The sequence below is a fragment of the Mesorhizobium sp. WSM2240 genome (assembly GCF_040438645.1).
Lineage (GTDB): Bacteria > Pseudomonadota > Alphaproteobacteria > Rhizobiales > Rhizobiaceae > Allomesorhizobium.
Map to the genome: position 1 here is coordinate 4,632,544 of NZ_CP159253.1, position 26,380 is coordinate 4,658,923.

Sequence of the window (26,380 nt, forward strand, 5' to 3'; positions counted from 1 at the left end):
CGCGGGCTGGCGATCCTTGCGGCATGCCCGGATTTCCGTTATTCGCCACCCTTCAACCAGCCGGGGATCGAGGTTTGAGCAGCAAGCGCGCCGACGTGGCGATCATCATGGGCAGCCAGTCCGATTGGGCGACCATGTCGCATGCCGCCGATACGCTGGCGGCGCTCGGCGTCTCCCATGAGAAGCGCATCGTCTCGGCGCATCGCACCCCCGAACGCCTCTACGAATTTGCCAAAGGTGCCAAGGCGGCGGGCTTCAAGATAATCATCGCCGGCGCCGGCGGCGCGGCCCACCTGCCCGGCATGACGGCGGCGCTGACGCCGCTGCCCGTGTTTGGCGTGCCGGTCGAATCGAAGGCGCTTTCCGGCCAGGATTCGCTGCTTTCCATCGTCCAGATGCCTGCCGGCATCCCGGTCGGCACACTCGCCATCGGCAAGGCGGGAGCGGTCAATGCGGCGCTTCTGGCAGCCGCGGTTTTGGCGCTCGGCGACGGGGAACTGGCGGCACGGCTCGACGCCTGGCGCGCTGCGCAGACGGCAAAGGTGGCCGACTCCCCGGCGGACGCATCGTGACGCAAGCGCTGGCCGCAGGCTCTACCATCGGCATCATCGGCGGCGGGCAGCTCGGCCGCATGCTGGCCATGGCCGCCGCGCGTCTCGGCTACCGCACGATGATCCTTGAGCCGCAGGTGGATTGCCCGGCCGCGCAGGTCGCCAACAGGCAGATCACGGCTGCCTATGACGATAGCGCCGCACTCGCCGAACTGGCTGACGCAAGCGACGTGGTCACCTATGAATTCGAGAACGTGCCGGTCGAGGCGGCGAAGTTCCTTGCCGCAGCCGTACCGGTGCACCCGCCGGCCCGTGCGCTCAAAGTCGCCCAGGACCGTCTGACCGAAAAAACCTTCCTGAACGGCATCGGGATATCCACAGCTGATTTCCGGCCTGTGGATAATGACGGCGAGCTGGCCGCAGCGCTGGCGGCGTTCGGCGGCAGCGGAATATTGAAGACCCGCCGCATGGGCTATGACGGCAAGGGCCAGCGCGTCTTCCGCAATTTCGCCGGCAGCGTTGCCGGGGCATTCGAAGCGATGGGCGGCGTTCCGCTCATCCTGGAAACCTTTGTTGCCTTCGAGCGTGAAATCTCGGTGATCGCCGCGCGCGGCGCCGACGGCGCGTTAGCCGCTTACGATCCGGCCGAAAACATCCATCGCGGCGGCATTCTCCACACTTCCACCGTGCCGGCCGCGATCGGCTCGGCCCCCGCCAGGGCGGCGGCCGAAGAGGCTTTCGCGATCCTGGAGGCGCTGGACTACGTCGGCGTCATCGGTGTCGAATTCTTCGTGCTTCCGGGCGGCGCGCTGCTCGTCAACGAGATCGCGCCGCGCGTTCACAATTCCGGACATTGGACCGAGGCTGCCTGCTCCGTATCGCAGTTCGAGCAGCACATCCGTGCGGTTGCCGGCCTGCCGCTTGGCGATGCCCGCCGCCATTTGGACTGTGTGATGGAGAATCTGATCGGCGACGACGTGCTGCGCGCGGAAGCGCTTCTGGCGGAGCCTGATTTGGTCCTGCATCTCTACGGCAAAAGCGAATCTCGCCCCGGCCGCAAGATGGGGCATTTCACGCGGCTGAAGCCGAAGGGTGCCTAGCCTGCTGCGGCATGTTCACTCCGTCGGCACCGGACAGCTCATATCGCCCTCGTCGCATTCCAGATAGCCGCCAAGCTGCTCGGTGCGGGCTTCTGTAAGGCTCTGAAGGCATCCTGACATCAGGGTCGGGTAGATCGAGCCGCTCTGGCTGCCGGCCGTCGAGAAATCGCACTCCGCGTCGCGGAAGGCGATCCAGGCGCGCTGCGCCGCCTGCAGCAGCTTTCGTCCATCGGGGTCGTCGGAAAGCCGCTTCATGATCTCGCCGTAGGTCTCGTTGAGTTTTGCGTCGACGGTCTTGTAGTCCTCATGCGCACAGATGTTCACGCCCGCCTGGCTTTCGTCGGAGCGGTCACATTCCTGCGCGACGGCAGCGGACGATGAAAGCAATCCGGCGATGAGCAGTATCGGCAATCGCATGGTGTTTTGTCCTCGTGGCATGATACGGCATCTTGCCTGCCATCGCAGTCACACGCAATGCGCGAACCACCGCAGCGCCGGCCATGACCAGTCGCGCCAGCGGTTGACATTCCTTGGCCACCTCGTCTAAGAGCCAGTCACAAATTCCGGCGCGCCATTGGGCGCGTCTTTTAGTTAGGCCCGACAAGGCCCCATTCGACAGGCAAGACCATGAAGATCAAGAACTCGCTCAAGGCCCTCAAGGGCCGCCATCGCGACAACCAGCTGGTTCGTCGCAAGGGCCGCATCTACATCATCAACAAGACCGCGCCGCGCTACAAGGCCCGCCAGGGCTGATCGCGCCATCACGCGAAATTCAGTTTGACCTTCTGCTGCGCGGGGCTAGATTCCGCGCATGCGGAAGTTTTTTGCATTCCTGCCGGCCATTGCCCTGACATTAGCGTTCGCGCCGGCCATTGGCGCTGAAACGACGTCCCCTCCTCCCGCCAAGCCAGCCGCCGCAACGCCCGAAAGCCGCCTCGAAACGCTGTTTGGCGAATTGAAGCGCGAGCGCAACGAACGGAAGGCTGAGCGCATAGCCACCCGGATATTCGAGGAATGGAACCGCTCCGGCAGCGCCTCTGTCGACCTGATGATGCAATGGTCGCAAAAGGCCATGCAGGCGAGAAAATTTGATGTAGCTCTCGATTTCCTCGACCAGGTCGTGACCTTGTCACCGACCTATGCGGAAGGCTGGAATCGCCGCGCCACCGTTCATTTCATGATGCGTAGCTTCGGCAAGTCGATGGCCGACATTGACCGCACGCTGCAGCTTGAGCCGCGTCATTTCGGCGCCTTGGCCGGCTTGGCGCAAATCATGAAGGAGCGCGGCAGCAAGGAGCTGGCGCTCAATGCTTACCAGCGGGTTCTCGACATCTACCCGATGATGCGCAACGCCCAGAACGAAGTTGCGACCCTTTCGGAAGAGCTTGCCGGCGAAAGCATTTGATGCGCATCTGCGGGGAGGCGCGAAACCTTCAATTCCATTTTCTGTTTCTGCTTCCGCTTCCCTCCGGCCGAACATTTCCTGCGTGAATCTGATCTACGCCCTCGCCGCTTTCCTGCTCGCGCTGCTCCTGGTGCTCGTCGGCATCACCCGTGTCGGGTCGTGGCTGATCGAGCGCCGCAATCCGGCGATCGGCAGCTTCGCCGAGATCGACGGCGCCCGCCTGCACTATGTCCATGTGCCCGCGCCGGAAAATCCCGATCTGCCGCCGATCGTCTTCATCCATGGCGCCAGCGCAAATCTCAGGGATCAGATGATTCCGCTCCGGCCGCTTCTGGAGGGCCGGGCCGAATTGCTGTTTCTCGACCGGCCGGGCCATGGCTGGTCCGGCCGCGGTCCCGGCAACAACGCAACGCCGACCGGCCAAGCTGCTTCCATAGCCGCATTGATGGACCATCTCGGCATCAGGGACGCGATCGTCGTTGGCCACTCCTTCGGCGGGGCGATCACCGCCGCCTTCGGGCTCGAACAGGCGGACAGGACGCGCGGTCTGGTGTTTGTCGCCGCGGCTACCCACCCTTGGCCGGGCGGCAAGACGTCCTGGTATTACAAACTGACGACGGTTCCCTTGCTCGGCTGGCTGTTTTCCGAAACGCTGGCCAATCCGGCCGGCTCGCTGCGGATCGCAGGGGCCGCGACCTGCGTCTTCGCGCCCAACCCGGTGCCGGAAGCCTATCTCGACGATGCGGCGATCCCGCTGGTGCTGAGGCCACGCGCCTTCCGCGCCAATGCCTTGGATGTCGAGGGACTCTATCGGCATGCGCTCGCCACCGCGCCGCGCTACCGCGAGGTCATGGCGCCGGCTGTGGTGATTTCAGGCGACTACGACACCGTCGTTTATGAGGAGTTGCATTCGACCGGGCTCGCTCGCGACATTCCCGGGGCAGAACTGGTCTGGGTCAAGAATCTCGGCCACAAGCCGGACTGGATCGCGCGCGACCTGGTCGTGGCGGCTATCGAGAAGGTTTCCGGGATGGAACGCGATCTTCCCGCCATCGCCCGAACCGTCGAGGCAAGGATTGCCGGCGACCGTTCCGGCGAAGGCGTCTGCGTCAACGAGAAGGCGCCGACGGCGCAGCCGGAGCTGGCGCCGGAATAGGGAGTAGGGGAAAATACACAGGGACCGTGAACAAGGAATTCCCTATTCCCTATCTTCAAACCCCGTGCCCGTCCGCGCCGACATAGGCGATGCGCAGCATGTTGGTGGCGCCGGGAGTTCGCAGCGGCACGCCGGCGGTGATGATCACGCGATCGCCGGTACCCGCGAATGTTTCGCCGTAGGCGATGCGGCAGGCGCGGTCGACCATGTCGTCGAGGTCGATGGCGTCGGGCGTCACGACGCAATGTGTGCCCCAGACCAGCGACAGCCGCCGCGCCGTCTCGACCACCGGCGACAGCGCGACGATCGGAACCTGCGGGCGCTCGCGCGCGGCGCGCAGTCCGGTCGTGCCCGATGCGGTGTAGGTCACGATCGCAGACAGTTTCAGCGTCTCGGCGATCTGGCGCGCCGCGAGCGAAATCGCGTCGGCGCCGGTCGCTTCCGGCTCGGAGCGCTGCGCGTTGATGATGCCGGGATAGAGCGGGTCCTGCTCGACCTTCTCGGCGATCCGGTTCATCGTCGCGACAGACTCGACCGGGTATTCGCCTGCCGCCGATTCCGCCGACAGCATGACCGCATCCGCGCCCTCGAAGACTGCGATCGACACATCGGATACTTCGGCGCGGGTCGGCACCGGCGCCGAGATCATCGATTCCAGCATCTGCGTGGCGACCACCACCGGCTTGCCGGCGCGGCGACAGGCGCGCGTGATCTGCTTCTGGATGCCGGGAACCGCTTCAAGCGGCATCTCGACGCCGAGATCGCCTCGCGCCACCATGACGGCGTCCGAAAGCTCAATGATTTCAGCCAGCCGCGCGACAGCCTGCGGCTTCTCGATCTTGGACATAAGCAGCGCCCGGCCGCGTGCGATCTTGCGCGCTTCGGCGAGATCCTCGGGGCGCTGGATGAAGGACAGCGCCACCCAGTCGACGCCGGTGGAAAGCACTGCGTCGAGGTCGGCGCGATCCTTTTCCGTCAGCGCGCCGACCGGAAGATCGGTGTCGGGCAGGCTAACCCCCTTCTTGTCGGAGATCTTGTTGCCGGCGACCACCGTACTGACGATCGATTTGCCATCGGATGTGACTGCCTTCAGCTCCAACCGGCCGTCATCGACCAGCAGGCGTTGGCCCGCCTCGACCGAGGTCAGGATTTCCGGATGCGGCAGGTGTACGCGCGTCGCGTCGCCGAGCGCCGGATTGTTGTCCAGCGTGAACGTCTGCCCCGCTTCGAGTGCGATCTTCCCTTCGGCGAACTTGCCGACCCTGAGCTTGGGGCCCTGGAGGTCCGCCAATATCCCGATCGGGCGGCCGAGCGCCGTCTCGACCGAGCGGATGCGCCCGACCAGCGTGCGCATCAGCGCATGGTCGGTATGGCTCATATTGATGCGGAAAACGTCGGCGCCGGCTTCGAAGAGTTTTCTGATCATTTCCTCCGAGGAGGAGGCGGGACCGAGCGTGGCGAGTATCTTGACCTTGCGGCTGCGTCTCATTGAGGGGGTGTTCCCGTGACAGCTGCGGCGCCGTCCGTTGCGGGCTCGTCGGTCAGCTGGACCATCCAGCTCGCCTGCTCGCCCGTGTCGTATTCCTGGAAGCCGGCTCGCTGGAAGCCGCGCGCGACGCAATCGTTGACGCCGGCAATCTTGAACTCTTTTTCGGCCACGCACATGTTGATCGGGCCGTCCCAGCGCCCGCCGCGCTCGGCGTCTTCCGCGTAGAGGTAATAGAATCGCGAAGACAGCGGGCCTTCGATCAGCGTCTTGCAGGTCGAACCTTCTATATGCCACCAGCCCTCGGTTACCCAGCCGGCCTTGGCGCGGTAGCCGATGCCGACGCCGACCAGACTCTGGGTAGCGTTGCAGACGCGGAAATCGGCGAGCGCCGTGGTGGTTGAAAAGAGCGGGAAACAAAGCGAAAACGCCAGCACAGCCAGGGCGGAGCGAATCCGCATACCTCCGGCCAGTACCATTCCCAAACTCCTCGATTTCTCGGCAAACATGTGTCGATGCCCCTTTTCGGAAATGTCCGGGCGCATGTCAACGCGCGCAACAGCGCCTATCCAATCGATTTAGAGAGTGCCGTGCCTCACCGCATTCCGCCCGGTCCGATTTCGCCTAAAAAGATTGGCGAAACAACGGCGTTGCATGCAGCACGGCTTCGTGAAAAGACAGGCAAATCCCCTCCTGTCAAAAATGCTCTCCGGGACATTCCAGCCGATGACGAGATCAGCACTTTTTGCCCCGTTCGAGATCGTTGAAGGCGACCGCAGTCTCGGCCTGGTGCTGCTGGCCGACCATGCGGGTCGTGACTTGCCCGAGGAATATGCCGGTCTGGGGCTCCCTGCGGAAGAATTCCAGCGCCACATCGCCTACGATATCGGCGTCGAGACGGTGACGCGAAAGCTCGCCGCACTTACCGGCGCACCCGCGGTGATGGCCAATTTCTCAAGGCTCTTGATCGATCCCAATCGCGGCGAGGACGATCCGACGCTGATTCGCCAGCTCTATGACGGCACGGTGGTGCCGGGCAATTATCCGATGTCGGACGACGAGCGCGAAAGGCGGCTCGAACGCTATTACCGGCCTTATCACGATGCTGTCGGTTCGGTCGTGGCTTCGGTGGCGCGGGAATCGCGCCGGGCGCCGTTCATCTTCTCCGTCCATTCCTTCACGCCCATCATGCAGGGCCATGTGCGTCCCTGGCAGGTCGGCGTGCTGTGGGACATGGACCACCGCGCCGCCTGGCCCTTGATCGAAATGCTGGCGGCGGACAAGACCATGACGGTCGGCGACAACGAGCCCTATGACGGCGCGTTGCGCGGCGACACCATGTTCCGGCATGCGATCGTCAACGGCTACGCACATGCCCTGATCGAGATCCGCCAGGATCTGATCGCCGACGAGGCCAGCGCCGAGGACTGGGCGGCGAGGCTGGCGCCGATCGTTGACGCGATCAACGCCCGCCCCGATATACATCAGGTCAAGCAATTCGGCTCGCGCACCGGGCCACTGTGAGGATCAGGCGATGACCCAATTGAGTGAAGAGCAGAAGCGCGATTTCGAGGCGGCGGCGTTCCGCACCCTGGTGGAGCATCTCCGGACACGCAGCGACGTGCAGAACATCGACCTGATGAACCTGGCCGGCTTCTGCCGCAACTGCCTGTCCAACTGGTACCGCGACGCGGCAAACGCCGCCGGGGTCGAAATGTCCAAGGAAGAATCGCGCGAGATCATCTACGGCATGCCCTATGCCGAATGGCAGGCCCTGCACCAGACTGAAGCTTCCGAGGCCAAGAAGGCCGAGTTCGAAGCCCGGCGTCCGAAGGACCACTGACTCGGCTCACCCTCCCCCTTGCGGGAAGGGTCAATGTAGCGTCGGGGTGGGATTGGTGAATGACAGAGCGCTGTCTTACCGCTCCAGTGCGCCTTCCGCCTAGCCTCTCCTCAGGGGACGGATTCCGCCCTTGACCCCTACCGCGCCTTCGGGCATCGAACGCTCCACCTTGAGCCGCGAGTCGCGGACCCTTTCCCCTGGAGAAAAGCATGGCCGACGAGATCACCGAAACCAGCCAGACTGTTGCCGCGGGCCAGCTCCGCGCCTTCATCGAACGCGTCGAGCGGCTCGAAGAGGAAAAGCAGACGATCGCGGACGACATCAAGGAAGTGTTCGCCGAGATGAAAGGCACTGGCTTCGACACCAAGGCGGTCCGCACCATCATCCGGCTGCGCAAGAAGGATCAGGCCGAGCGTCAGGAGGAGGAAGCTATCCTCGACCTCTATAAGGCCGCGCTCGGCATGGAATGAGGCTGGCTGCAGTTCGATGGGCGAGGCCTCATCGTTGCGGGCAAGAGCCAACAACCGCCGAATGACTCGGGGGAACCTTTTCGAACCTGAGGGCGCTCGGCCGAGTGCCGGGCCGGCGATGCCTGCATAGTCTTGCAACGGCACAGTCGGGCGATCCTCTTCACCCAGCGCCGGTACGATTACGATCTGCAGCCGTACTCGTCCGGTCGATCTTCACGTCGCGTGAGTGCCGCCTGGCTCAACCACGCCTGTAAGAGCAATGCCGACGGTCGCCGGATCGTCCTTCAGCACCGCATCGGCCAGCGATATCACCCCCACAAGGCGCTTGTCGCGATCGACTACGGGCAACCGCCTTACCTGGATGTTTCCCATATTTTGCACTACGTCTTCGATTTCTTCGTCGTCGAAGCAATATCTGACGTCTCGGGTCATCGCATCGGCCACGGTTGCGTTGCCGTCCTTGCCCTCGGCGACGGCGCGCACGACGATATCTCGGTCGGTGATCGTTCCGACCAGTCTGTCGTTTTCTCCGACAGGCAGGAATCCGACACCATCGGCAGCCATTCTTTTGGCGACCTTGCGCAGCGACTCCCCTGGGCTGGCGAGATGGACCTTCGGGGTCATTAATTCAGCTACTTTCATTGTGCATCTCCCTGTTCGGAGGCCGGGACAGCGTAAGCGCCTGAGCGGTCTGTTGGGTCCGAGCTTGGCTGATGAACCTCTTGCGGACTGCAGATCTGCAGCGCTTGTGGCGTTCGTCCGACCTATCCATTCCTCATTCACGGAACCAACCGGCATGCAGATGGTTCCCGCCAAACTGCGGCCGGGCTGCGGCTCGGCCAGGATGGCGCTCGCGCCGAGGGCGAAACCGGCAGGAACCGCGCCGGATACGAGGCGGACAACTTAAGTCCGCCGATGGGATTGCCGACCGGAACACTTTTGCCGGGCGGATGTTTGGGCGCGAGACCACGGCCCGGTGAAATGGACAAGGTCGGGATGTTGCCGCCAGAACAAGGGCACGGATATGGACCCGAAAAGTGAGATAGCGCTGCACACTGGCAACAAGATGCCTGTTTTAGGCCTTGGCACATGGCAGTTGACAAACGACACCGCTGGAACCGTCGCCGCTGCCCTGGAGCTGGGATACCGCATGATCGACACGTCCGGAGATTATGGCACCCAGCCCGGTATTGCGGACGGAATCAATCAAAGCGGCGTCGAGCGCGCGGATTTCTACCTGGTCACGAAAGTGGAGGAAGCGGGCGACGCATATCAAGCGACGCTCAAAAATCTCGACGAGCTGCAATTGGACTATGCCGATCTCATGCTCATACACCGCCCGCCGCGCACAGGAGCGGGAGAAGATCTGTGGCGAAGTCTGATCCGTGCGAAGGCGGACGGCCTCGCGAAAGACATCGGCGTCAGCAATTACTCCATCGAGCTCATTGACACACTGATAGACGCGACGGGCGAAGTCCCGACGGTCAATCAGATCGAGTGGAGCCCATTCGGCTACAGCGACGGCATGCTGCGCTACGCACAGGAGAAGCACATCGCCATACAGGCATACAGCCCCCTTACGCGCACCAGACGGCTGCGGGACGAGACGCTTGCCGGGATCGCCGCAAAATACGGCAAATCCCCGGCGCAGGTGCTGATTCGATGGAATTTGCAGCGCAGCACCGTTCCCTTGCCCAAAGCCAACCAACGGCAGCACCTGGAAGAGAACATCGACGTGTTTGATTTCGATATCGGCGAGAGAGACCTGGAAGTCCTCAACCGCTTGAATGAGCAGTACTCGTCGCTTGGAATGCTTCCATACGCTTAGAGCCTTCTCGAGGCTCAGCGTCGGCGCAGACCCCTCGCCTGTACGCTCCGCGTCAGAATATCGTCGGGGTATTGCCGCCACCGCCGGTCGAACTGCCCGGTGCGCCGCCGGTGCTGCGTCCGGCGCCCATGAGAACGCCGGCCCTGCTCTGGATCCGCAGATTGTTCTGGACGTGTTTCACGCCGGGAATGGATTCGGCAATGTCTTCGACGCGCCGCTTGACTGGCCGGCTCATGACCGTGCCGGAAAGCGTGACCTCCCCGCCCTCGACAGTCACGTCCATATCGGACGCATCGATATGCGGATCGTCGGTCAGCCAATCGCTCACATCTTCGCGAATGCGCTGATCCGAACGGGTATAGTTTCGAGGCCCGCGCCCGCTATGACGACCCTGCTCCGGAAACACTTGCCGGACATCGGAATAGCGATGCTCCCAGTCATAGCGGCTTCCGACCACGTCGCGGTAGTCCAGCGCAGCGCCGCCGGTGCCATAGCCGCCGCTTGAGCTGCCGCCGTAGCGTACGCCCGTACCGCCCAAATCGTTCCAGTTTTCATCGTCGTCAAAGTTCCGGTCCGGTATGCGGTCGCTATCCGGGCGGGCTCTCTGCATGTCGTCGGCGCCATACCTGTCGGGCCGCTCGTTCGCTGGATTTGCCATAGCCAGTCTCCTCGTCGGCGATTGCGAGGCAGCGCCTCGCTTGTTCCAAGAACGGTCGCCCAATACGCTTGTTCCGCACAAGCCGATCGCCCAAATCTAGGCATGCGGCTGCCGCCTTGGCTGCCGCTCGATGCAATTACCACTCCAGGTTCGGCCGGGCGATCATAAGCCAGAAGATCGCCATGACTGCGCCGAACGCTGGAAATCCGAAAAGAAACCACATCCGGAACAGGCGATGGTAGCGGGGTGGCAGTGGCGTTTCGGCGACCGCCGCCTGCTTAGCGAGCCTTCCCATCTCCATTTGCATCCAGACGACCGGAAGCCAGAAGGCGCCGGTGAACAGATAGAGCAGGATCGACAAGGCGATCCACCCGTCCCAAAGCGAATAGCCGACATGCCAGGCCAGTGCGACGCCGGTAACAGGCTGCAGGACGACAGCGGTGGCGGTGAAAAGGAAGTCGGCAGCGACGACCATGCGTGCCACGGCGGCCACCGTGCGAGCCTCGCCCGTCCGGTGGGCGAGCAGCATGAAGAAGGCGATGCCGGCTCCGGTGCCGAGCAGCACCGACGCGCCGATGACATGCAGATATTTGAGCATGAAGTACAGCATCAGCGCTCTTCCAGTATCGCCAGAGCGACAAGGTTCAGGGCGAGGATCGGCCATATCTTGACCAGCGCGCCGAGCGGGTCGCTCCACAATCCGGGAAGCAGAATGGTCGCGGCAGCCAGATAGAACAGGGACAGCGCCAGCGCGGCGTAGAGGCCGTATTTGGCCGTGGGGCGGTAAGCGATGGCAAGGCCGACGAGGATATCGGCTAGCGCGCCGGCGACGACCCCTGGCGCTGCCAGCACTCCTGCGCCAGCCCGCCGCATGAGGTCAACGCCCGCATCATATCCTGTCGTGAGCGACACGATGCCGGTCACCAGCCAGAAGACGGGAAATATCGTGAAGACGACCGGCTTGAGGAAGAACAGTCTCGCGTACCATCGTTCCTGCACGGACGCCGGTTCGGCCCGCAGCGCGGCCGTGAGGGACCGAGGCTCGATCCCGGTCATCGTCGCCCAGGGCCGCGGATCGCCAACCGCCCCTCGTGCGATCTCCTTGCGGGCGGTCGATCTCATCGCCGGTCGCCAGCCGAGCGAGCCGGCAAAATCGCCAAGGCGATAGAGGGTCGCAGCAGCCCATTCGGGAAGCATAATTGTGCGCGCGGCTGGCCAGCCCATCCATGCGCGGTAGCGGGCCACTACGTCCTCCATCGCCAGTTGTTCCGGTCCCCCCAGCTCAAGCGCACACTTTGCCGGAGCTAAGGGGTTCACGAAGAACGAGACGGTGTCCAGGATATCGTCGAGCTGCACCACCTGGAGAGGTCCGGATTTGGGCATGACAGGAAGCCATGGCAGCGCCGCCAGGCCGCGGAAGAGCGCACTCCCGCCAGAGGCGTTGCGGCCGAGTACGACGGACGGCCGCAGAATGACCCAATCCAGGTCCCGCGCCATCAACGCTTCGTCGCCGGCGAGCTTGGTTCTTGAAAATTCCGAAACGGTCCCGCGGTCGACGCCGATCGCGGAAAAATGGATGACGCGACGTATGCCCGCCGCTTCGCACGCGGCGAACAGTGCGCCTATTCCTTCGACATGCACTCCTTTCGTGGATTCCCGCGGACTGTCCTGAAGCACGCCCGCGCAATTCACCACGGCGTCGATGCCGGCCAGATAAGACTGCCAATCCTCCGCCCTCGTTGCAGCCGCGAGGTCGATGACAATGGTGCGGCTGGCCGAGACGGGAGAATCCTTGCTGCGCACGACAGCGACGACGGCGTGACCTTCACTGGAAAGCCTTGTGCAGACAGCCGAACCGATCAATCCCGTTGCCCCGGTTACGATGATCTGCATGCCGCACCTCGGTCTCCTGCTTGGTGAAGGTCTATCACGCGCTCCGCGAATTCGAGAGGGGCCTTTGTATCGCAAGCCGCAACCTCGGAACCAGTCTTGCTTCCGGTTCGTTCCAGGCAAGCCAAGTGAGGCCGAAATGAACCGTTCAATGCAAACAGGGTTGTCCGCAGCCATTTCGGGCACTGTTGTCAGCATCGTCACGACGGCTGTACTGGGCCTGCTTGCACGAAACGAGGGCAAAGGCGCCCTGCAGCCCACGAATTCGACCAGCCACTGGCTCTACGGCAGGAAAGCCGGATCTGTTCGCCATGCGGATGTTGCGCACACGCTTGTCGGCTACGGTACCCATCACGCTTCTTCCATCTTCTGGGCGCTCCTTTTCGAAACGTGGCTCGCTTCCAGGCCGCCCCGTCCGCCGCTTGTCATGCTTCGCGATGCATTGGGGGCTGCCGCGATCGCCGCGGCGGTAGATTACGGCATCGTGCCCAGGCGGTTGACGCCGGGTTGGGAGACGGTGCTGTCGAAGCGATCCATCGCGGCCACATTCATGGCGATGGCAGCGGGTTTAGCAGCGGGCGGGATGATAAATAACGAATTCCGTCGAAAGCCAGGCCCGGGCTGGAAAGACGCTCGTTGAAACTCTCCGGATGATTTCCCACCCGAAGTCATTCCGGAAACCGCGTGTTGTCGAAGTCGAAGGGAGTTCCTGGATTGCACCGTCCAGCCATTCTGTCGCTTGGCAGCATCAACGCCGATCTGCAATTCGACATAAAGCAGCCGCTGGGCGAGGGTGGGACCGTACGCGCGGGCGGCTTCGCCCAACGCGCCGGCGGCAAGGCGGCCAACGTCGCCTACTTCACCCACCGGCTCGGCATACCGACAAGACTCCTTGGGCGCGTAGGGGACGACTATTTTGCCGAAGTCGCGCTAAATCCCCTCAGGCAAGCGGGTCTCGAATTGAAGCAGGTCGGTGTTGCGCCAGGCTCCCTTACAGGAATTGCCATTGTGGCGGTGCCGGAGGGCGGAGAGAAAACGATCCTTTCCGCGTCCAACGCCAACGTCGCCTGGGACGCGGGGGCGATCGAAAATGTCACAGCCTCAATCAACAGAGCTCCTGACCACTCCATTCTGGTTGCGGATTTCGAGGTCTCTCCGCGCGTGTTGGAGGCAGCCTTCGGAGCGGCGGAAGCGCGTGGCTTCAAGATCGTGATCGACCCCACATTTGCCGACCGGATCGATATGGAGCAACTCGGCCGCTTTCATGCGATCGCACCGAATGAGCAGGAAGCGGCAGACCTCATCGGCGCCGAGATCAGGGACAGCAATGACGCGGCTCGTGCGGCGCTCCGGCTGAACTCGCTGGGAGTTGAAATTTCGTGCGTCAAGCTTGCCAATGGCGGCTGCATCCTTTCACATCGGCAGAAGGAGACGCGGATACCCGCGCCACCGGTCAAGGCAATCGACAAGACCGGCGCGGGCGATGCCTTCGTTGCCGCGTTGGCAGTTGCCTTGCTCGAAGGCAGATCTGCACAGGAAGCTGCCTGCTGGGGTGTTGCCGCGGCGAGCATCTCCGTGCAGCGAAAAGGCGCGCAGGAATCCTATCCATCGAGGGCGGAGCTCGACCGGATGATCGTTTCCGTCTTGCGAGGCGCCGGGGTTAGCTGATCTCAGGCTGCGCTGGATTGTTTCAGGCGGTGCACCGGCGGTCTTAACCGTCGATCGAATAGACGGCCGAAAGCACAGTTTCGAACGCCTGCGTCAGCGCCCACCGGTGTTCGAAGGCCTTGAACCCGCCGGGAGTCATCCGGGCGCCGCGATGCCGGTGGATTCAGCCACGCCTTGGCACACAAAGTAGATGACGCCTCGGACACGCTTTCCTCTAAAAAGGTAATGGGCATATTGGCCTCGGCTGGCAACGAGTACAGGCATTACCCCGTAAGACCGGCGGTACCTCGCCAAAACGTCGCTCAGACTTGAGAGGAGCGCGGGTTGCCCCGGCGCAGCCGGCCGAAACTAAACCCCTCCGGCACGGCGGCGCGCACCATCATCATCTCTCCGATGGTTTCGTACGTCATCAGACCGACAAGGTGATCCCCACGGTCGATTACGGCGATAGCCGGAACATTTTTCTGCTGCATCATCCTCAAGCCCTCGCTGAGAGATCTGCGCCGGTGGATGCTGGGTATGTCGGTTCGCATAGCGCTGGCGACCGGCGCTTCGGGTCCGGCTTCTTTCAGAGCGCGGATCATGTCGTCGCGGGTCAGCAGCCCTTCCAGACGGCCGGCAGTATCGACCACCGGAAATTCGCGCTGCGTCGTCGCCAGCAGCGCATCGACCGCCTGATCCAAACTCGCGGAGCCCTGCAGTCTCGCGAAATCGGTGATCATCACGTCTCCGACCAGCACGCTGGCGGCAACGTCGCGGATTTGGGCATCCTGCGCTTCCGCCGCCGCGGCGAGATAGACGAAGATGCCTATGAAGATCAGGAAGGGATTATAGAAGAGTCCGATGAAGCCGAAGACGAAGGCGAGCCCCTGGCCGATCGACGCTGCGATCTGGGTCGCTCGCGGCCAGGACATGCGCGATGCGAGGGCGGCGCGCAGAACACGACCGCCATCCATCGGAAACGCCGGAATCATGTTGAACAGGACGAGGAAAACGTTGACCCCGGCGAGCCTGACCAGAAATCCGCTACGCGGGTCTTCCACCTGCGCCATCTGCTCGATTCCCGCCCATCCGCCGAGAGCGACGAAAATGAGCGCGGCGATGACGACATTGACCAGCGGACCGGCGATAGCGATCACGAACTCCTGGCCGGGCTCTTCGGGCATGCGCTCAAGACGGGCGACCCCGCCGATCGGCAGGAGCGTGATATCCGGGGTCTTGATAGAGAAGTAGCGCGCCGCGGCGATATGGCCGAACTCGTGCAGCACAACGCAGGCGAAGATGGCGAGGATGAACGCAACCCCTTCCCAGGCCGCCGGCGCACCGCCGATGCGATAGTGCATGAGCCATATCCACACCAGAAGGAGCGCGAAAGTCACATGGATACGTACCGCCGTGCCGGCGATCGTTCCAAGCTTGAAGGACCATGTCATCCGCCATTCGCTCCCGCGATGCTCGTATTCACCTGCCCGGCCTCGGTGGTCCGGTATCCTCCTCGGGATTTCATCTGGTGATTTCCCGGACAAGATTCGCATTCGGGGCAGGCTGAGTGGGGATCACCCATGTCCTTCATCGTTGGCGACAACCGGCCGGCTTTCCGGCGCGTCGGCCGGAAAGATCGCTATCTGAGCGCGGCGGCCGCGTCGAAATCAACGCCGGGGCTGGTCCGTCGGCTCCGAAATGCCAGCGAGCGCCGTCTTCATGGCGTCCGTATTGGAACGGGCAAGATCAGCCAGCGCTAGAACGCCGACCAAGCGCTTGTCGCGGTTGAGCACCGGCAGTCGATGAACCTGGTGCTCCGCCATCACTTTCGCCGCCTGCTCGATGTCGTCGTCCTCGAAACAGTAATAGACATGCTCCGACATGACCTGTCGGACCGCTGTATTCCCGCTCGGACGTTCCTCGGCGACCGCGCGCATGGCGATGTCGCGGTCCGTCACCATTCCGATCAGCCGATCGTTCTCTCCGACCGGCAGCGCGCCGATATTGTCCGCACGCATCGCTTTTGCGGCCTCGGCAATGTTGGTGTTGGGATTGATCACCCTGGCTCTCGGTGTCATGATTTCCTGAACTTGCATCGGATGCTCCTTTCAGATCGACATATCTCTACTGCTCCCCCTTTCTCCCGGCGCCTTCGCCGGTAGCCGGCATGGCTGGCCTGCTCAGTTTCGCTGGTAGGTCCCGACAAGCTCGGCTTCTTCCACGGCATGCTTCCGCGCCTCTTCCCAAATCCTGTCGACGCCAAGCTGTCCAGGCACGTCGAGGCTGGGCACATCGAGCGCGGCAAGCCGGAAATGATAGTGATGGACGCCGTGCCCCTTGGGCGGCTCGGGGCCGTCATAATACGCGTTGCCGAAATCGTTCTTGCCCTGCCTCAGCGCATCCGGGCCGGGCTTGCCTCCCTCGGCCTCGGGCAGACCGTCAGCGTCCGGAGCGATGTTGAAGACCGCCCAATGGCCGAATGTTCCGCGCGGGGCGTCCGGATCATCCACGACAAGAACCAGACTCTTGGCGCCTTCTGGCACTCCGGACCACTTCAAGGGCGGCGAAACGTTCTCGCCGTCGCGGGTGTATCTTTCTGGAATCGCGCCGCCATCGGGGAATGCAGGGCTGATGAGGGTGAGCGGCATGTTATGTTCCTTTCAGGTGAGTACCACCGGTCAGCGTTCCGCAGGCATGGTCGCAGCCGCCTTCAGCAGTTGGATAACCTCCTCATCCGAGGTCTGCTCGAAATCGACATAGTGCAGGCCGACCGCATGAAAAGGCTCCGGCATGCTGAGGCAGATGATCTCGTCGGCCTGTTCCCGAAGAGCCTCGATGGTGCTTCGAGGCCCGACTGGAACCGCGAGAACGACGCGATCTGCACTGCTGCGCCGCAGCGCCTTCAACGCGACCTTCACCGTGCTGCCAGTAGCGATACCGTCGTCGACGACAATTGCGGTCCGCCCGTCCGTCGGCACGGCTGCCCTGGCTCCGAGATAGCGCTCGCGCCGCCGCTCGATTTCGACGAGCTGGCGTTTCTTTTCGGCCTCGAGATAGTTCGACGAAGGGCCGAGTATCAGGGCGGCCTCCTCGTTCACGACCAATTGCGGTTCCTTGCCATCGACCACCGCGCCTATTGCGAATTCCGGATGCCCCGGAGCGCCGATCTTACGAACGAGGAGAACATCCAGAGGCGCGTGGAGCGCCCTTGCCACCTCGAATCCCACTGGAACGCCGCCGCGCGGCAGCGCCAGCACGACCGGATCGCGCCAATCGGTTTTCGCCAGCTCTTGACCGAGTTGGCGGCCTGCCTCCCGGCGATCAAGAAAAGCTTGCCGTTTTTCAAACACCGTTCAGGTCCTTTCAGCGGAAGGATTCAAGTGGTCCACGAACCACTGCGTGGCATGGCGAACCACCTCGTCGAGCGTGCCCGGCTCCTCGAACAGATGTCCTGCTCCCTCGACGATCACAAGCTGCTTCTCCGCACCCAGGGCGTCGTAAGCTCGTTCGTTCATGCCGATTACAGGGCCATCGCGGCTGCCGACGAGGAGCAGCGTCGGTGCGCGCACTGCTGGCAGCACTTCCAGTGCAAGGTCGGGCCGGCCGCCGCGTGAAACGACGGCGGCAATGTCTGGTTCGGCGGCCGCTGCCCGCAATGCCGCGGCCGCGCCAGTACTCGCGCCGAAATATCCAGCCTTCAGCCCGGACAACTCCGGTCTCCGCCGGACCCACTGCGTAGCCAAGACAAGACGCCTGGCGAGCAATTCGACGTCGAAAACGTTTCGCCGGTCGCGTTCCTCTTCGGGATTGAGTAGATCCAGCAGGAACGTGGCGAGACCGGCACTTCTCAGTTCGCTCGCAACATAATTGTTGCGAGGGCTAAGCCGGCCGCTGCCGCTTCCATGCGCGAAGATGACAATGCCCAGCGCACCCTGAGGAATCCCGAGCAGGCCGTCGAGGCTCTCGGGCTCGATCCGAACTTCTCTTATATCGCTGGATAGCACCTCTGACATGGCTGCTCTCCGAACAGGTTCGGCGTTGCGCGGGTCAGTGCTGGCAACGGCGTCACCGGATGCCATGTCGATAACCGAAAAAGGCGCTGATCGTTCCGTAACGAAAGATTTGATGTGCGACTGAATCGCCAGCCCATCTCCGGCGCCTGTACGATCCTCAAACCGGCCTCGCCCTCCTTCGACCGCAGAAATATATCGATCGAGATGGAGCGGTCGGCCCAGACATTTGCGACCATAGCTTCGCCTTGCTTCATCTGCGCAGCAGCCGGTCGCCATCGGAACCACGATGCTCCTGTTCCGTTTGCTTGAGAGTCCAGCCGGATTGGGCTGCCAGCGATGGAGGCTTGTGATGGCAATGAACCTGAAGGACGGAAGCACGGCGAAAAGCCCAAGGGAACGTACGGCGGAAACCGTGGCGGCGACCAGACGACCAAGCCCGGAGGCTGACATGACAAAAAATGGTGATAGGGATGCCGAACTCTTGCGGACAACCGGGACGAACACGGTGCATGAGCGACGGAAGGCCAACCTGGACACCGAGGACATGACCGATCCGAAGGAGGTCTGGAAGGAGGGCGAAACCACACCTTCCGCCGATCGGGGCGGCCGCGCGGCAACTGCAGGAAGCGGCAGGGTGGCCGATGCCGGCGATCTGGATAAGGCCCAGCCTTCTCCCTATTCCACGGAAACACAGGCCGACGCGGTCGCCAGGCAGACGGACCGCAAGGACGAACCGCCGAGCATTGAGAAGCCGAAGCAGTAGCGGCGGACCCTAACTGTCTTCAGCATGGTCGCAAAAACTGCACCCAAACGGAAACACGCCACGGAACCTGCGGACATCGTTCAATGTTTCAAGGTACGAACCCCGGCTCCTTCCCGGAAGGTACTGACGCATGGCCGCTCGCCAAGGCCCGGGCTCGATCCCGGAAACGAATGCCTCCATCGAGGCGAAGGCCGCGCCGACGCATGAAAACCCGGAGGCGGAAACATTCTATGCCGCAGCCATCAGCGAACTTGCCGCCAGCGGCCTTCCTTTCCTGATTGCCGGCGCCTACGCCGTGAGCGCCTATACCGGCATCTCCCGCGAGACGAAGGATCTCGACATCTTCTGCAAAGCCGGGGACTGCACGCGCATTCTCGCCCTCTTCAAGGACAGGGGATACGCGGTCGAAGTCGAGGACGACCGCTGGCTCGGCAAAGTCTTCCAGGGCCGGAATTTTTTCGACGTCATCTTCTCCTCGTCCAATGGTGCCGTGCCGGTCGGCGATTCCTGGTTCGAGCACGCGCGCGCGATCGAACTCTTCGGCATTCCTGTCAGTATTATCGGGCCAACGGAACTCATCTGGTCCAAATCCTTCATCCAGGTGAGGGATCGCTATGACGGCGCCGACGTCGCCCATCTGCTTCTGAAGGCGCACGATCAGATCGATTGGCAGCGTCTGCTCGACTACATGGAAGTGCACTGGGAGGTGCTGCTCGTCCATCTGCTGAATTTCCGCTGGATCTATCCCAGCGAGCGCGCCCATATCCCTGAATGGCTGTTGGATGAGTTGCTGGACCGGCTGGCCAAGCAGCGTGAACTGCCCGCTTCCCATATGAAGGTCTGCCGCGGCCGGATGTACTCGCTGATCGATTACGAGACCGACGTCAGGGACTGGGGCTTCGCCGATTTGGGTTGTGATGGCGAGCGGCGCAACGACTGATCGTGTCGGGAGTTGTTCTTCGTATGGCCGACCAGAACACGCTCAAAATCGCCGCTATGGGCGACCTCCACGTGAAAGAGGAACAGAACACGTCCTTTCGCGACCTCTTCGGAGAGATATCGCACGCGGCCGACGTGTTGGTGATCACGGGCGACCTGACCGATCTCGGCAAGCCGCGCGAGGCCGAAATCCTGGCAGAGGACTTGCGCGCCTGCTCGGTGCCCGTCGTCGCCGTTCTCGGCAACCACGATTACGAAAGCGCCGCCGTGGAGGAGGTCAGCCAAATCCTGCGGCACGCAGGCGTCCACCTGCTCGACGGACAAGCCACCGAAATCGACGGAGTGGGCTTCGTCGGGGTCAAGGGATTCATCGGCGGATTCGGTCGGCGCATGCTCGGTTCCTTCGGTGAGCCCGCGATCAAGACGATGGTGGCGGAAAGCGTCAACGAGGCGATACGTCTCGAGAATGCGATGCGACAGGTCCGTGCCGAACGTGTCGTCGTGGTGCTGCATTACTCGCCGATCCTGGAAACCGTCGCCGGAGAACCGCCCGAAATCTTTCCGTTTCTTGGTTCGTCCCGACTTGCCGAAACCATCGACCGCTTCCAGGTGAGCGCTGTGGTGCATGGTCATGCGCATCGCGGCGCCTATGAGGGGCGCACGCCGGGTGGCGCTCGAGTGTACAATGTGGCCGCGCATGTGGAGAAGCCTACCGGCCGCCCTTATGCGCTCCTCGAAATCTGAACTGTGAGCAGGCAGCCGACCGGGAACGGAGGCGCGCCGGCCGAACTCGCGGGCGCTTGACACCGTTCGCAAAAATCGCCCGGCACTCGGCGGCCTGTTAGCCAATTCAGACAATCGCCCGGTCCCAACCGCCATAATGCTCCTCGCTGCGGGTGCCCCGCGGCATACTGAGCCCGATGAGAGCGAGCCCTATCACGACGAGGGCGACTGTTCCGGCGGTCGAGGCACCGCCGAGCAGGAAAGGCGAGACCAGAATCCAGGCGCCAAGCGCCACGTTGAGGAACCGTACCGGCCGGACGACCTCGCCCAGCGCGGTGACGGCGACAAGGATGACGAGGCAGCCAGCCACATGATCGCTGAAATAGAGCGGCGGCTGGGTGCCGAACATTAATGGAGTGGCCATCAAAAACGCTCCGAGGGTGATGCTGGCCACCAGAGTCCACGGGAAGGTCACGCCGCCTGTGATGAAATCGCGCAACACGCTTCCCACCGGACGGTCGAGGTCGGGTTCGGGCGTCTGATCCTCCGACAAGGCCGGCCCGCCCATCCAGAAGGTTCGCCAGACCGGCTCGCCGGCCTTGTTGGCGCGCCAGAGATACTGCAAAGTCGCCAGTACCTCGTCGATCGAATACGGGATGAGGATGGCGGTGACGGCCGCCTGGATGATGCAGAGCGTGCATAGCGCGCCAATCAGCGGCGGCTGGATGATGATGAAGCTGACGCTGACGACGCCGAGCGGGATGATCAGCAGGCCGAACAAGAAAACCATCCATGGCATGGTGCGCCAGCGGCGGCGGTCGCCAATGGCTCCGGCAAGGATGTCGAGCGCGTAGGCAAAGGCTCCGAGCCCGGCATCCGCGATCGGAAACCCTTTCGAGACCCAGGACGTCACGACCGCCTCGCTGCCGTTCGAGACGGGCGCGCCGCCCGGCCCGAAGAACGGGTCCCACAAACCGTCGATATGCCCCATTTGGAAAGCGGCAAGATAGCGCGAGACAAATAGCCCGATGAAAGCGAGCGCGATAATCGGGATGCGCTGAGTGAAGGATGACGGTGAGTAGCTCCAGCCGAGCGGCCGGTCGTCGTCGTCGGCCAGGGCGCGCCAGCTGATGCCGGGAGTCGGCGGGATCATCACAGCGAAGGCAACTATCAACATGCCGGCCAGGGTGTCGATTCCATAGGCGGCGGCGCTCGTCGTCCAGAACACGAGCGGCGCGAACATCACCCAGATGCCGACAGCCGCTGCAATCCACTGCACCCAGCGCCAGCGGCGGCTCATGCCGACAAAGGCAAAGAACATCACCAACAGCCCGGACACCATCTCGCTGATGCCGAGGCGCATGTTGCGGAGTTCGGGTTCGGCGATCTCATGTCCCAGCGCCGGAGGAATTGGCGCCGTGACCGGATCGAACAAACCAAGCATAACCGGTGACGTGACCAGCCAAAGTCCGAGCGCGACATTGGCCAGCGGCGCCCAGAGCGTCCACGCCCTGTGCCGTTCCATCGCCGCCTCGACCTCCTTTTCGCTGCGCTCGAGCGGAGCCTGCAGTCGCCGTTCGGCCTGGTCGATCTCGGGCTCTGAAGCCGCGACGACCGAAGATTCGAGCTTGTTCTTCTCATACCAGTCGGTGGGATCGGCTTTCAGCCGCCGGATCATCTCGGGAAGCGTGCCTGTCAGGCTGTGCCGCGGCTGCCAACCCAGCAGGGCCTTGGCGCGCGAGACGTCGATCTCGTAGTGGTCGTCGGAGTTCTCGATCATCCATGGCTTGATGTCGGTGTCCTCCTCCAGAACCTCGGTCTGTAGCCAAGCCCCAAGCTTTGTGAGATTTTTGGGTAAAGCGAGCGTTCGCCAGTCTTCGCCATGCACGAGTTGGCCGATACGCTTCTGCATCTCCTCGTAGGACGGCGTCTCTTCCTCGCCGATCAACAGCACGGTCTCGTCGGGAAGCTCATGCCGATGGTCGACCGTCCGCACGACCGCGTCGACGAGGTCCTTCTTGTGCAGGTAGGGCTGACCACTCTTGATATCGCCGGCGAAGAGGTAGGCCGTCGGCAGCCGCTCGAAAATCCGCGCGATCTGCTGAGCGATGAAGGCGGCGCGGCAGTCTTTGTCATAGACACCCGCAAGCCGCAGCGTCACCGTGCGGATCTTCCCGCGCTCCCTCGCGATCAACGCTTCCGCCTCGGCCTTCGACCGGGGATATGCCCACGCGGGATCGAGTGGGGATTTCTCGTCGATCCTCACGCCCTTCTCCGGGCTCGGCGCATGGACGAGAAGCGTGCTCGAGAACACGAATTGCTCCGTTTCGAAGTTCTTCAGCGCCTTCAGCAGGCGGCGCGTGCCCTGTACCGTAACCGCGTCATATTTCGGATTGTCCTCTCCTGTCGTGTCGTAGTAGGCGGCGAGATGAATGACCGAAGCGATGCGGTCGCCGGCGGTAGAGCGTACACGCGCCATTGTTTCATCGACGCTCTCGTCGGACGTCAGGTTGATCTCGAAGGTGGTCGTTCCCTCGATCGGCTTTCTCGGCTGCTTCACGTCGAGGCCGATCACGCGGTAGCGATCCTTGAGGCCAAGCGCGATCGCCTGGCCAAGGAAGCCGCTAGAGCCGGTGATGAGGACGATCGGATGGCTCGCGTCAGTCATTCCGATTCTCCGCTCCTGGAGGGGATGAAATCTCGAGCGATCCACTACTTCGATTGGTCGAATTGACCGCCCGACGGCTATCGATACAGGCACGCTAAGGGGACTCGCGTGGTTGCAACGCTTCTCCCTTTTGGCACTCGCCGGATGCAGCGAAAACGCCATGTCGCGCGAGTTTGTTCCCGACGGCGCGGACCGTGAACAGCCAGGTGACTAAACCGGTACGCGAATTTGCGCTGAACAAAATCGCCCCTGCACAGTTCAACCATCTTGATGCTTGACCGGGAGATTGGACATGAAACGCGCAATCGTCACCACCACAGCGATCCTTCTGCTGACCGCCGTCTCCGGCGCTCAGGAGCAGCCTTCCGCAACCGCCAAATTCGTCAACACGGCAGGCGAAGAAAACGGCAACGCCACGTTGACTGGAACCGAAGGCGGCGTGCTGATCGAAATCGAAGTCACGGGATTGCCAGCAAGCCAGTGGGTGGCGTTCCATGTCCATGAAACCGGAAGCTGCGATCCTGCGGCAAGATTTGAATCGGCAGGTGGTCACTTTAATCCGACCGACGCAGAGCACGGATACAAGGTTGAAGGCGGCCCGCATGCAGGCGATATGCCCAACCAATATGTCGGCGCCGACGGCACGCTTCGCGCACAGGTTTTCAACGGATCAGTGCAATTGGACGAAGGCGAGACGAATATCCGCGGCAAAGCTTTGATGATTCACGGCGGACAAGACGACTACGAAAGTCAACCCTCCGGGGATGCAGGCAACCGTCAGGCTTGCGCAGTCATCGAGTAGCGAACAACCGGCGACGAACAAGCTGGCCGCTCAAGGAGTCGTCAGGCGAAACGCGGCACTTATGTGCCGGCTGCCACAATCCAGCGCCCCGGTAGGGCGGCGCTTCTGTCATTGAAATGTGGCCGGTACGCCCGCCAAGCGACTTGCCGCACAGGAACCTATTTTATGACTGGGTGTTCTCCTGTTCTAGCTTCGATCCGCTAACGGGGAGCGCTAGCATGCCAAAAAGCTCTGCGCCGATGACGTTCACTGCGGTCAATCCAGCGACCGACAAAACTGTCGGAAGCTATGAGGAAACCTCACCGGCCGCCGTTCGGCACGCCGTCGAGCAAGCCCACGAAGCCTCGCTGCAGTGGCGTCGCCGCGATATCGCCGAGCGGGCGAAATTAATGCGCGCCGCAGGCCGCCTGCTTCGTGAGAGGGCGCATCGGTATGGCCGGCTGATGGCCGAAGAGATGGGCAAACCGATCAAGCAAGGCGTCGCGGAAACGCAGAAATGCGCCGACGGGTGCGATTTCTTTGCCGACAATGCCGCCAGGTTTCTTGCGCCCGAAATCATCGACATCGGAGCCGCCAAAAGCTTCGTTACCTTCCAGCCGCTTGGGGTAATCCTTGCGATCATGCCCTGGAACTTCCCGTTCTGGCAGGTTTTCCGTTTTGCAGCGCCGGCGCTGATGGCGGGAAATGCCGGAGTCATGAAGCATTCGTCGAATGTCCCGGGCTGCGCGCTTGCCATCGAGGAGGTATTTGGCGAAGCGGGATTTCCAGAGCATCTTTTCCGCACGCTTCTGATCGGCTCCGGCTCCGTCGACGAACTGATCGGCCATCCGCTTATTCGTGCTGTCACGCTCACCGGCAGCGGTCCCGCCGGCCGAGCCGTAGCGCGCAAAGCCGGCGAGATGCTGAAAAAGACCGTCCTCGAACTCGGCGGCAGCGATGCCTATCTCGTGCTTGACGACGCGGATGTTTCATTCTCCGCCAAGGCGAGTGCCGAAGGCCGCCTTGTCAATTCCGGTCAAAGCTGCATTGCGGCCAAGCGCTTTATCGTTGTCGACAGTCTGCGTTCCCGCTTCGAGGAAGCATTTGTCGAGGAAATGCGGGCGGCAAAGATGGGCGATCCCTTGTCAGAGGATACGGCCGTCGGCCCGCTGGCACGCCATAATCTGCGCGACGCGTTGCATCGCCAGGTCGAGACAAGCCTGGCAAAGGGCGCCCGCTGCCTGCTGGGCGGCAAGATTCCTGACGGACCCGGAACCTTTTACCCGCCGACCGTTCTGACCGATGTGCGGCCGGGCATGCCCGCCTACGACGAGGAGATGTTCGGGCCGGTGGCCGCCATTATTCCGGTCAAAGATGAAGCGACGGCTATCAATACGGCGAACGATTCCGCTTTCGGACTTGGCGGCGGCATCTTCACCCGTGATATCGACCGTGGTGAGCGCCTCGCCGTCGAGGCCATCGAAGCGGGTTCCGTCTTCGTCAATCGAACGGTCCAATCGCATCCCAAACTCCCCTTCGGCGGCGTCAAGGAGAGCGGTTACGGCCGCGAACTCTCACACTACGGCATCAAGGAATTCGTCAACATAAAGACGGTGGTCGTGTCGGAAAGTGGCGGCTCGCCCGCCGCCGATCGGCGTCAGGCCGCTTCCGCCAAGACCGAATGACGGGCAACCGCAGTTTGATGCTGATCAACGGCTTCTTGTACCGATCGGCGCATCGGTGTGCACGCCGCTGTCAGAGCGCTAGCTGCATCACGATTGCGAGCACCACAAGGCCCACCAGCCCAGCGATGAAGATGATGCGCCGTGCTCGCGTTCTGAGGATGATTTCACCTTGGCGCGCCTTCTCGCCCGGATAGGTGAATTGCTCGGAGTCGTCGTTCTTGGCCATCATTTGCAATGCGGAGCGCCGCTCAAGCCGCCACCGCATCCGGATTTACTTCGCTTTTGGCCAACTTGGTCAGCAGAATATCGGTCTGCTTCTCCTCTTCAAGGCTCTTGTGCAGGATTTGCTGATCGTCGCGCAGATCCAGTTGGCCCGCCAGCGCTGCGACGGTCCCGTATGCCGCGATCTCATAATGTTCGAGCCTTTGGGCGGATGCGATGAGGCCGGCATCGCGGAGGTCATTTCCCTTCAGCATGCTAAGCATTTTTTCGGTTTCATGGATGAGCGCCTGCATTGCCTGATCGGTGTGCGCTCTGGGCTCGGCGCCGTGCTTCTGCAGGAGCGAGACGAGACGTTCCTTCTGGACCTCGGTTTGCTCGCGGTGGTGGAGGAGCGCATCCTTCAAGTTCGGATGCGACGCCACTTCCGCCATCTGGAGCAACGACTCTCCGAGTTGACCTTCGGCACTCGCAAGCTCCTGAAGTTCGGCAAGATACATGTCCTTGAAAGTGGTGATCTGCATGATGGTGATCCTTTTTGCCTCGAGCCGC

General features: G+C 62.5%; 31 protein-coding genes. 16 read left to right on the forward strand and 15 right to left on the reverse strand.

Annotated features, from left to right (window positions below; genetic code table 11):
- The first annotated feature begins 74 nt into the window (after positions 1 to 74).
- Both purE and ABVK50_RS22925 read left to right on the forward strand, forming a co-directional pair.
- On the forward strand, positions 75 to 572 hold the full coding sequence (purE, locus tag ABVK50_RS22920) for a 5-(carboxyamino)imidazole ribonucleotide mutase (RefSeq protein WP_353644395.1): 498 nt from the start codon (positions 75 to 77) through the stop codon (positions 570 to 572).
- Positions 573 to 631: 59 nt separating this feature from the next.
- Positions 632 to 1,651: a 5-(carboxyamino)imidazole ribonucleotide synthase gene (locus tag ABVK50_RS22925; RefSeq protein WP_353645841.1), complete on the forward strand. Its 1,020-nt coding sequence runs from the start codon at positions 632 to 634 to the stop codon at positions 1,649 to 1,651.
- Positions 1,652 to 1,666: 15 nt separating this feature from the next.
- Here ABVK50_RS22925 and ABVK50_RS22930 read toward each other — a convergent pair whose 3' ends face one another.
- Positions 1,667 to 2,068, reverse strand: coding sequence for a lysozyme inhibitor LprI family protein (locus ABVK50_RS22930; RefSeq protein ID WP_353644394.1), 402 nt, complete (start codon positions 2,066 to 2,068; stop codon positions 1,667 to 1,669).
- A 210-nt stretch (positions 2,069 to 2,278) separates the two neighbouring features.
- Between ABVK50_RS22930 and ykgO the strand changes: the two genes are divergently transcribed.
- The 3 genes from ykgO to ABVK50_RS22945 all read left to right on the forward strand — a co-directional run bounded on the left by ykgO (position 2,279) and on the right by ABVK50_RS22945 (position 4,212).
- A complete protein-coding gene (ykgO, locus tag ABVK50_RS22935; protein ID WP_008834857.1) occupies positions 2,279 to 2,404 on the forward strand; it encodes a type B 50S ribosomal protein L36 in 126 nt (41 codons plus the stop codon).
- Between the two features lie 58 nt (positions 2,405 to 2,462).
- A complete protein-coding gene (locus ABVK50_RS22940) occupies positions 2,463 to 3,056 on the forward strand; it encodes a hypothetical protein (protein WP_353644393.1) in 594 nt (197 codons plus the stop codon).
- Between the two features lie 82 nt (positions 3,057 to 3,138).
- Entirely contained in the window at positions 3,139 to 4,212 is a 1,074-nt protein-coding gene (locus tag ABVK50_RS22945) for an alpha/beta hydrolase (RefSeq protein ID WP_353644392.1), read from the forward strand.
- 55 nt (positions 4,213 to 4,267) lie between these two features.
- Here the strand turns inward: ABVK50_RS22945 and pyk are convergent, their stop codons facing one another.
- Both pyk and ABVK50_RS22955 read right to left on the reverse strand, forming a co-directional pair.
- The gene (gene pyk, locus ABVK50_RS22950) at positions 4,268 to 5,701 is read right to left on the reverse strand and encodes a pyruvate kinase (protein ID WP_353644391.1); all 1,434 of its coding nucleotides are present in this window, start codon (positions 5,699 to 5,701) and stop codon (positions 4,268 to 4,270) included.
- Positions 5,698 to 6,159: a DUF1036 domain-containing protein gene (locus ABVK50_RS22955; protein WP_353645840.1), complete on the reverse strand. Its 462-nt coding sequence runs from the start codon at positions 6,157 to 6,159 to the stop codon at positions 5,698 to 5,700. The genes pyk and ABVK50_RS22955 overlap by 4 nt, the downstream gene beginning before the upstream one ends.
- 265 nt (positions 6,160 to 6,424) lie before the next feature.
- Here ABVK50_RS22955 and ABVK50_RS22960 point away from each other — a divergent pair, with 265 nt between their 5' ends.
- The 3 genes from ABVK50_RS22960 to ABVK50_RS22970 all read left to right on the forward strand — a co-directional run bounded on the left by ABVK50_RS22960 (position 6,425) and on the right by ABVK50_RS22970 (position 8,011).
- Entirely contained in the window at positions 6,425 to 7,222 is a 798-nt protein-coding gene (locus tag ABVK50_RS22960; protein WP_353644390.1) for an N-formylglutamate amidohydrolase, read from the forward strand.
- Between the two features lie 10 nt (positions 7,223 to 7,232).
- Positions 7,233 to 7,541 (forward strand): DUF1244 domain-containing protein, encoded by a 309-nt coding sequence (locus tag ABVK50_RS22965; RefSeq protein ID WP_353644389.1) that lies wholly within the window; start codon positions 7,233 to 7,235, stop codon positions 7,539 to 7,541.
- A 209-nt stretch (positions 7,542 to 7,750) separates the two neighbouring features.
- Positions 7,751 to 8,011: a DUF2312 domain-containing protein gene (locus ABVK50_RS22970; protein WP_008834845.1), complete on the forward strand. Its 261-nt coding sequence runs from the start codon at positions 7,751 to 7,753 to the stop codon at positions 8,009 to 8,011.
- Positions 8,012 to 8,224: 213 nt separating this feature from the next.
- Here the strand turns inward: ABVK50_RS22970 and ABVK50_RS22975 are convergent, their stop codons facing one another.
- Entirely contained in the window at positions 8,225 to 8,653 is a 429-nt protein-coding gene (locus ABVK50_RS22975) for a CBS domain-containing protein (protein WP_353644388.1), read from the reverse strand.
- Between the two features lie 382 nt (positions 8,654 to 9,035).
- Here ABVK50_RS22975 and ABVK50_RS22980 point away from each other — a divergent pair, with 382 nt between their 5' ends.
- Positions 9,036 to 9,839 (forward strand): aldo/keto reductase, encoded by an 804-nt coding sequence (locus tag ABVK50_RS22980; RefSeq protein WP_353644387.1) that lies wholly within the window; start codon positions 9,036 to 9,038, stop codon positions 9,837 to 9,839.
- A 52-nt stretch (positions 9,840 to 9,891) separates the two neighbouring features.
- Here ABVK50_RS22980 and ABVK50_RS22985 read toward each other — a convergent pair whose 3' ends face one another.
- The 3 genes from ABVK50_RS22985 to ABVK50_RS22995 form a co-directional block, all read right to left on the reverse strand.
- On the reverse strand, positions 9,892 to 10,497 hold the full coding sequence (locus tag ABVK50_RS22985) for a BON domain-containing protein (protein WP_353644386.1): 606 nt from the start codon (positions 10,495 to 10,497) through the stop codon (positions 9,892 to 9,894).
- Positions 10,498 to 10,633: 136 nt separating this feature from the next.
- Positions 10,634 to 11,107, reverse strand: a complete 474-nt coding sequence (locus ABVK50_RS22990; protein ID WP_353644385.1) for a DUF2269 family protein — start codon at positions 11,105 to 11,107, stop codon at positions 10,634 to 10,636.
- Positions 11,107 to 12,390: an SDR family oxidoreductase gene (locus ABVK50_RS22995; protein WP_353644384.1), complete on the reverse strand. Its 1,284-nt coding sequence runs from the start codon at positions 12,388 to 12,390 to the stop codon at positions 11,107 to 11,109. The genes ABVK50_RS22990 and ABVK50_RS22995 overlap by 1 nt, the downstream gene beginning before the upstream one ends.
- Before the next feature lie 64 nt (positions 12,391 to 12,454).
- Here ABVK50_RS22995 and ABVK50_RS23000 point away from each other — a divergent pair, with 64 nt between their 5' ends.
- On the forward strand, positions 12,455 to 13,027 hold the full coding sequence (locus tag ABVK50_RS23000; RefSeq protein ID WP_353644383.1) for a hypothetical protein: 573 nt from the start codon (positions 12,455 to 12,457) through the stop codon (positions 13,025 to 13,027).
- 74 nt (positions 13,028 to 13,101) lie between these two features.
- Positions 13,102 to 14,055: a PfkB family carbohydrate kinase gene (locus ABVK50_RS23005; protein ID WP_353644382.1), complete on the forward strand. Its 954-nt coding sequence runs from the start codon at positions 13,102 to 13,104 to the stop codon at positions 14,053 to 14,055.
- A gap of 302 nt (positions 14,056 to 14,357) precedes the next feature.
- On the opposite strand, the gene ABVK50_RS23010 is transcribed toward ABVK50_RS23005, so the two are convergent.
- The 5 genes from ABVK50_RS23010 to ABVK50_RS23030 all read right to left on the reverse strand — a co-directional run bounded on the left by ABVK50_RS23010 (position 14,358) and on the right by ABVK50_RS23030 (position 18,326).
- Positions 14,358 to 15,488, reverse strand: coding sequence for a site-2 protease family protein (locus tag ABVK50_RS23010; RefSeq protein ID WP_353644381.1), 1,131 nt, complete (start codon positions 15,486 to 15,488; stop codon positions 14,358 to 14,360).
- A gap of 216 nt (positions 15,489 to 15,704) precedes the next feature.
- Positions 15,705 to 16,133 carry a CBS domain-containing protein gene (locus ABVK50_RS23015; RefSeq protein ID WP_353644380.1) on the reverse strand — a complete coding sequence of 143 codons (429 nt, stop codon included), beginning with the start codon at positions 16,131 to 16,133 and terminating at the stop codon, positions 15,705 to 15,707.
- An 84-nt stretch (positions 16,134 to 16,217) separates the two neighbouring features.
- Positions 16,218 to 16,685 (reverse strand): YbhB/YbcL family Raf kinase inhibitor-like protein, encoded by a 468-nt coding sequence (locus tag ABVK50_RS23020; RefSeq protein WP_353644379.1) that lies wholly within the window; start codon positions 16,683 to 16,685, stop codon positions 16,218 to 16,220.
- A gap of 30 nt (positions 16,686 to 16,715) precedes the next feature.
- Positions 16,716 to 17,387: a phosphoribosyltransferase gene (locus ABVK50_RS23025; protein ID WP_353644378.1), complete on the reverse strand. Its 672-nt coding sequence runs from the start codon at positions 17,385 to 17,387 to the stop codon at positions 16,716 to 16,718.
- Between the two features lie 3 nt (positions 17,388 to 17,390).
- The gene (locus ABVK50_RS23030) at positions 17,391 to 18,326 is read right to left on the reverse strand and encodes a dienelactone hydrolase family protein (protein ID WP_353646970.1); all 936 of its coding nucleotides are present in this window, start codon (positions 18,324 to 18,326) and stop codon (positions 17,391 to 17,393) included.
- Between the two features lie 172 nt (positions 18,327 to 18,498).
- Here ABVK50_RS23030 and ABVK50_RS23035 point away from each other — a divergent pair, with 172 nt between their 5' ends.
- The 3 genes from ABVK50_RS23035 (at position 18,499) to ABVK50_RS23045 (ending at position 20,496) form a co-directional block, all read left to right on the forward strand.
- Positions 18,499 to 18,813, forward strand: coding sequence for a hypothetical protein (locus ABVK50_RS23035; protein WP_353644376.1), 315 nt, complete (start codon positions 18,499 to 18,501; stop codon positions 18,811 to 18,813).
- A gap of 130 nt (positions 18,814 to 18,943) precedes the next feature.
- Positions 18,944 to 19,753 carry a hypothetical protein gene (locus ABVK50_RS23040; protein ID WP_353644375.1) on the forward strand — a complete coding sequence of 270 codons (810 nt, stop codon included), beginning with the start codon at positions 18,944 to 18,946 and terminating at the stop codon, positions 19,751 to 19,753.
- Positions 19,754 to 19,776: 23 nt separating this feature from the next.
- Positions 19,777 to 20,496, forward strand: coding sequence for a metallophosphoesterase (locus ABVK50_RS23045; protein WP_353644374.1), 720 nt, complete (start codon positions 19,777 to 19,779; stop codon positions 20,494 to 20,496).
- A 106-nt stretch (positions 20,497 to 20,602) separates the two neighbouring features.
- On the opposite strand, the gene ABVK50_RS23050 is transcribed toward ABVK50_RS23045, so the two are convergent.
- Positions 20,603 to 23,143: an NAD-dependent epimerase/dehydratase family protein gene (locus ABVK50_RS23050; RefSeq protein ID WP_353644373.1), complete on the reverse strand. Its 2,541-nt coding sequence runs from the start codon at positions 23,141 to 23,143 to the stop codon at positions 20,603 to 20,605.
- A gap of 292 nt (positions 23,144 to 23,435) precedes the next feature.
- On the opposite strand from ABVK50_RS23050, the gene ABVK50_RS23055 reads away from it, so the two are divergent.
- Complete coding sequence (locus ABVK50_RS23055) at positions 23,436 to 23,945, forward strand: superoxide dismutase family protein (protein WP_353644372.1); 510 nt, start codon at positions 23,436 to 23,438, stop codon at positions 23,943 to 23,945.
- Between the two features lie 218 nt (positions 23,946 to 24,163).
- Positions 24,164 to 25,609, forward strand: coding sequence for an NAD-dependent succinate-semialdehyde dehydrogenase (locus ABVK50_RS23060; RefSeq protein WP_353644371.1), 1,446 nt, complete (start codon positions 24,164 to 24,166; stop codon positions 25,607 to 25,609).
- A gap of 70 nt (positions 25,610 to 25,679) precedes the next feature.
- Here the strand turns inward: ABVK50_RS23060 and ABVK50_RS23065 are convergent, their stop codons facing one another.
- Entirely contained in the window at positions 25,680 to 25,835 is a 156-nt protein-coding gene (locus ABVK50_RS23065) for a peptide ABC transporter permease (RefSeq protein WP_353644370.1), read from the reverse strand.
- Positions 25,836 to 25,857: 22 nt separating this feature from the next.
- Positions 25,858 to 26,352, reverse strand: coding sequence for a DUF892 family protein (locus tag ABVK50_RS23070; protein ID WP_353644369.1), 495 nt, complete (start codon positions 26,350 to 26,352; stop codon positions 25,858 to 25,860).
- Between the last annotated feature and the right edge of the window lie 28 nt (positions 26,353 to 26,380).

Excerpts from the sequence above, each read along its gene's own strand:
- ABVK50_RS22925 (WP_353645841.1), top strand. The coding sequence starts at position 632 with ATGCTGGCCATGGCCGCCGCGCGTCTCGGCTACCGCACGATGATCCTT.
- ABVK50_RS22930 (WP_353644394.1), bottom strand. The coding sequence starts at position 2,068 with ATGCGATTGCCGATACTGCTCATCGCCGGATTGCTTTCATCGTCCGCT.
- ykgO (WP_008834857.1), top strand. The coding sequence starts at position 2,279 with ATGAAGATCAAGAACTCGCTCAAGGCCCTCAAGGGCCGCCATCGCGAC.
- ABVK50_RS22940 (WP_353644393.1), top strand. The coding sequence starts at position 2,463 with ATGCGGAAGTTTTTTGCATTCCTGCCGGCCATTGCCCTGACATTAGCG.
- pyk (WP_353644391.1), bottom strand. The coding sequence starts at position 5,701 with ATGAGACGCAGCCGCAAGGTCAAGATACTCGCCACGCTCGGTCCCGCC.
- ABVK50_RS22955 (WP_353645840.1), bottom strand. The coding sequence starts at position 6,159 with ATGCGGATTCGCTCCGCCCTGGCTGTGCTGGCGTTTTCGCTTTGTTTC.
- ABVK50_RS22960 (WP_353644390.1), top strand. The coding sequence starts at position 6,425 with ATGACGAGATCAGCACTTTTTGCCCCGTTCGAGATCGTTGAAGGCGAC.
- ABVK50_RS22965 (WP_353644389.1), top strand. The coding sequence starts at position 7,233 with ATGACCCAATTGAGTGAAGAGCAGAAGCGCGATTTCGAGGCGGCGGCG.
- ABVK50_RS22970 (WP_008834845.1), top strand. The coding sequence starts at position 7,751 with ATGGCCGACGAGATCACCGAAACCAGCCAGACTGTTGCCGCGGGCCAG.
- ABVK50_RS22975 (WP_353644388.1), bottom strand. The coding sequence starts at position 8,653 with ATGAAAGTAGCTGAATTAATGACCCCGAAGGTCCATCTCGCCAGCCCA.
- ABVK50_RS22980 (WP_353644387.1), top strand. The coding sequence starts at position 9,036 with ATGGACCCGAAAAGTGAGATAGCGCTGCACACTGGCAACAAGATGCCT.
- ABVK50_RS22985 (WP_353644386.1), bottom strand. The coding sequence starts at position 10,497 with ATGGCAAATCCAGCGAACGAGCGGCCCGACAGGTATGGCGCCGACGAC.
- ABVK50_RS22990 (WP_353644385.1), bottom strand. The coding sequence starts at position 11,107 with ATGCTGTACTTCATGCTCAAATATCTGCATGTCATCGGCGCGTCGGTG.
- ABVK50_RS22995 (WP_353644384.1), bottom strand. The coding sequence starts at position 12,390 with ATGCAGATCATCGTAACCGGGGCAACGGGATTGATCGGTTCGGCTGTC.
- ABVK50_RS23010 (WP_353644381.1), bottom strand. The coding sequence starts at position 15,488 with ATGACATGGTCCTTCAAGCTTGGAACGATCGCCGGCACGGCGGTACGT.
- ABVK50_RS23015 (WP_353644380.1), bottom strand. The coding sequence starts at position 16,133 with ATGCAAGTTCAGGAAATCATGACACCGAGAGCCAGGGTGATCAATCCC.
- ABVK50_RS23020 (WP_353644379.1), bottom strand. The coding sequence starts at position 16,685 with ATGCCGCTCACCCTCATCAGCCCTGCATTCCCCGATGGCGGCGCGATT.
- ABVK50_RS23030 (WP_353646970.1), bottom strand. The coding sequence starts at position 18,326 with ATGGCGACCGGCTGCTGCGCAGATGAAGCAAGGCGAAGCTATGGTCGC.
- ABVK50_RS23035 (WP_353644376.1), top strand. The coding sequence starts at position 18,499 with ATGACAAAAAATGGTGATAGGGATGCCGAACTCTTGCGGACAACCGGG.
- ABVK50_RS23040 (WP_353644375.1), top strand. The coding sequence starts at position 18,944 with ATGGCCGCTCGCCAAGGCCCGGGCTCGATCCCGGAAACGAATGCCTCC.
- ABVK50_RS23045 (WP_353644374.1), top strand. The coding sequence starts at position 19,777 with ATGGCCGACCAGAACACGCTCAAAATCGCCGCTATGGGCGACCTCCAC.
- ABVK50_RS23050 (WP_353644373.1), bottom strand. The coding sequence starts at position 23,143 with ATGACTGACGCGAGCCATCCGATCGTCCTCATCACCGGCTCTAGCGGC.
- ABVK50_RS23055 (WP_353644372.1), top strand. The coding sequence starts at position 23,436 with ATGAAACGCGCAATCGTCACCACCACAGCGATCCTTCTGCTGACCGCC.
- ABVK50_RS23060 (WP_353644371.1), top strand. The coding sequence starts at position 24,164 with ATGCCAAAAAGCTCTGCGCCGATGACGTTCACTGCGGTCAATCCAGCG.
- ABVK50_RS23065 (WP_353644370.1), bottom strand. The coding sequence starts at position 25,835 with ATGGCCAAGAACGACGACTCCGAGCAATTCACCTATCCGGGCGAGAAG.
- ABVK50_RS23070 (WP_353644369.1), bottom strand. The coding sequence starts at position 26,352 with ATGCAGATCACCACTTTCAAGGACATGTATCTTGCCGAACTTCAGGAG.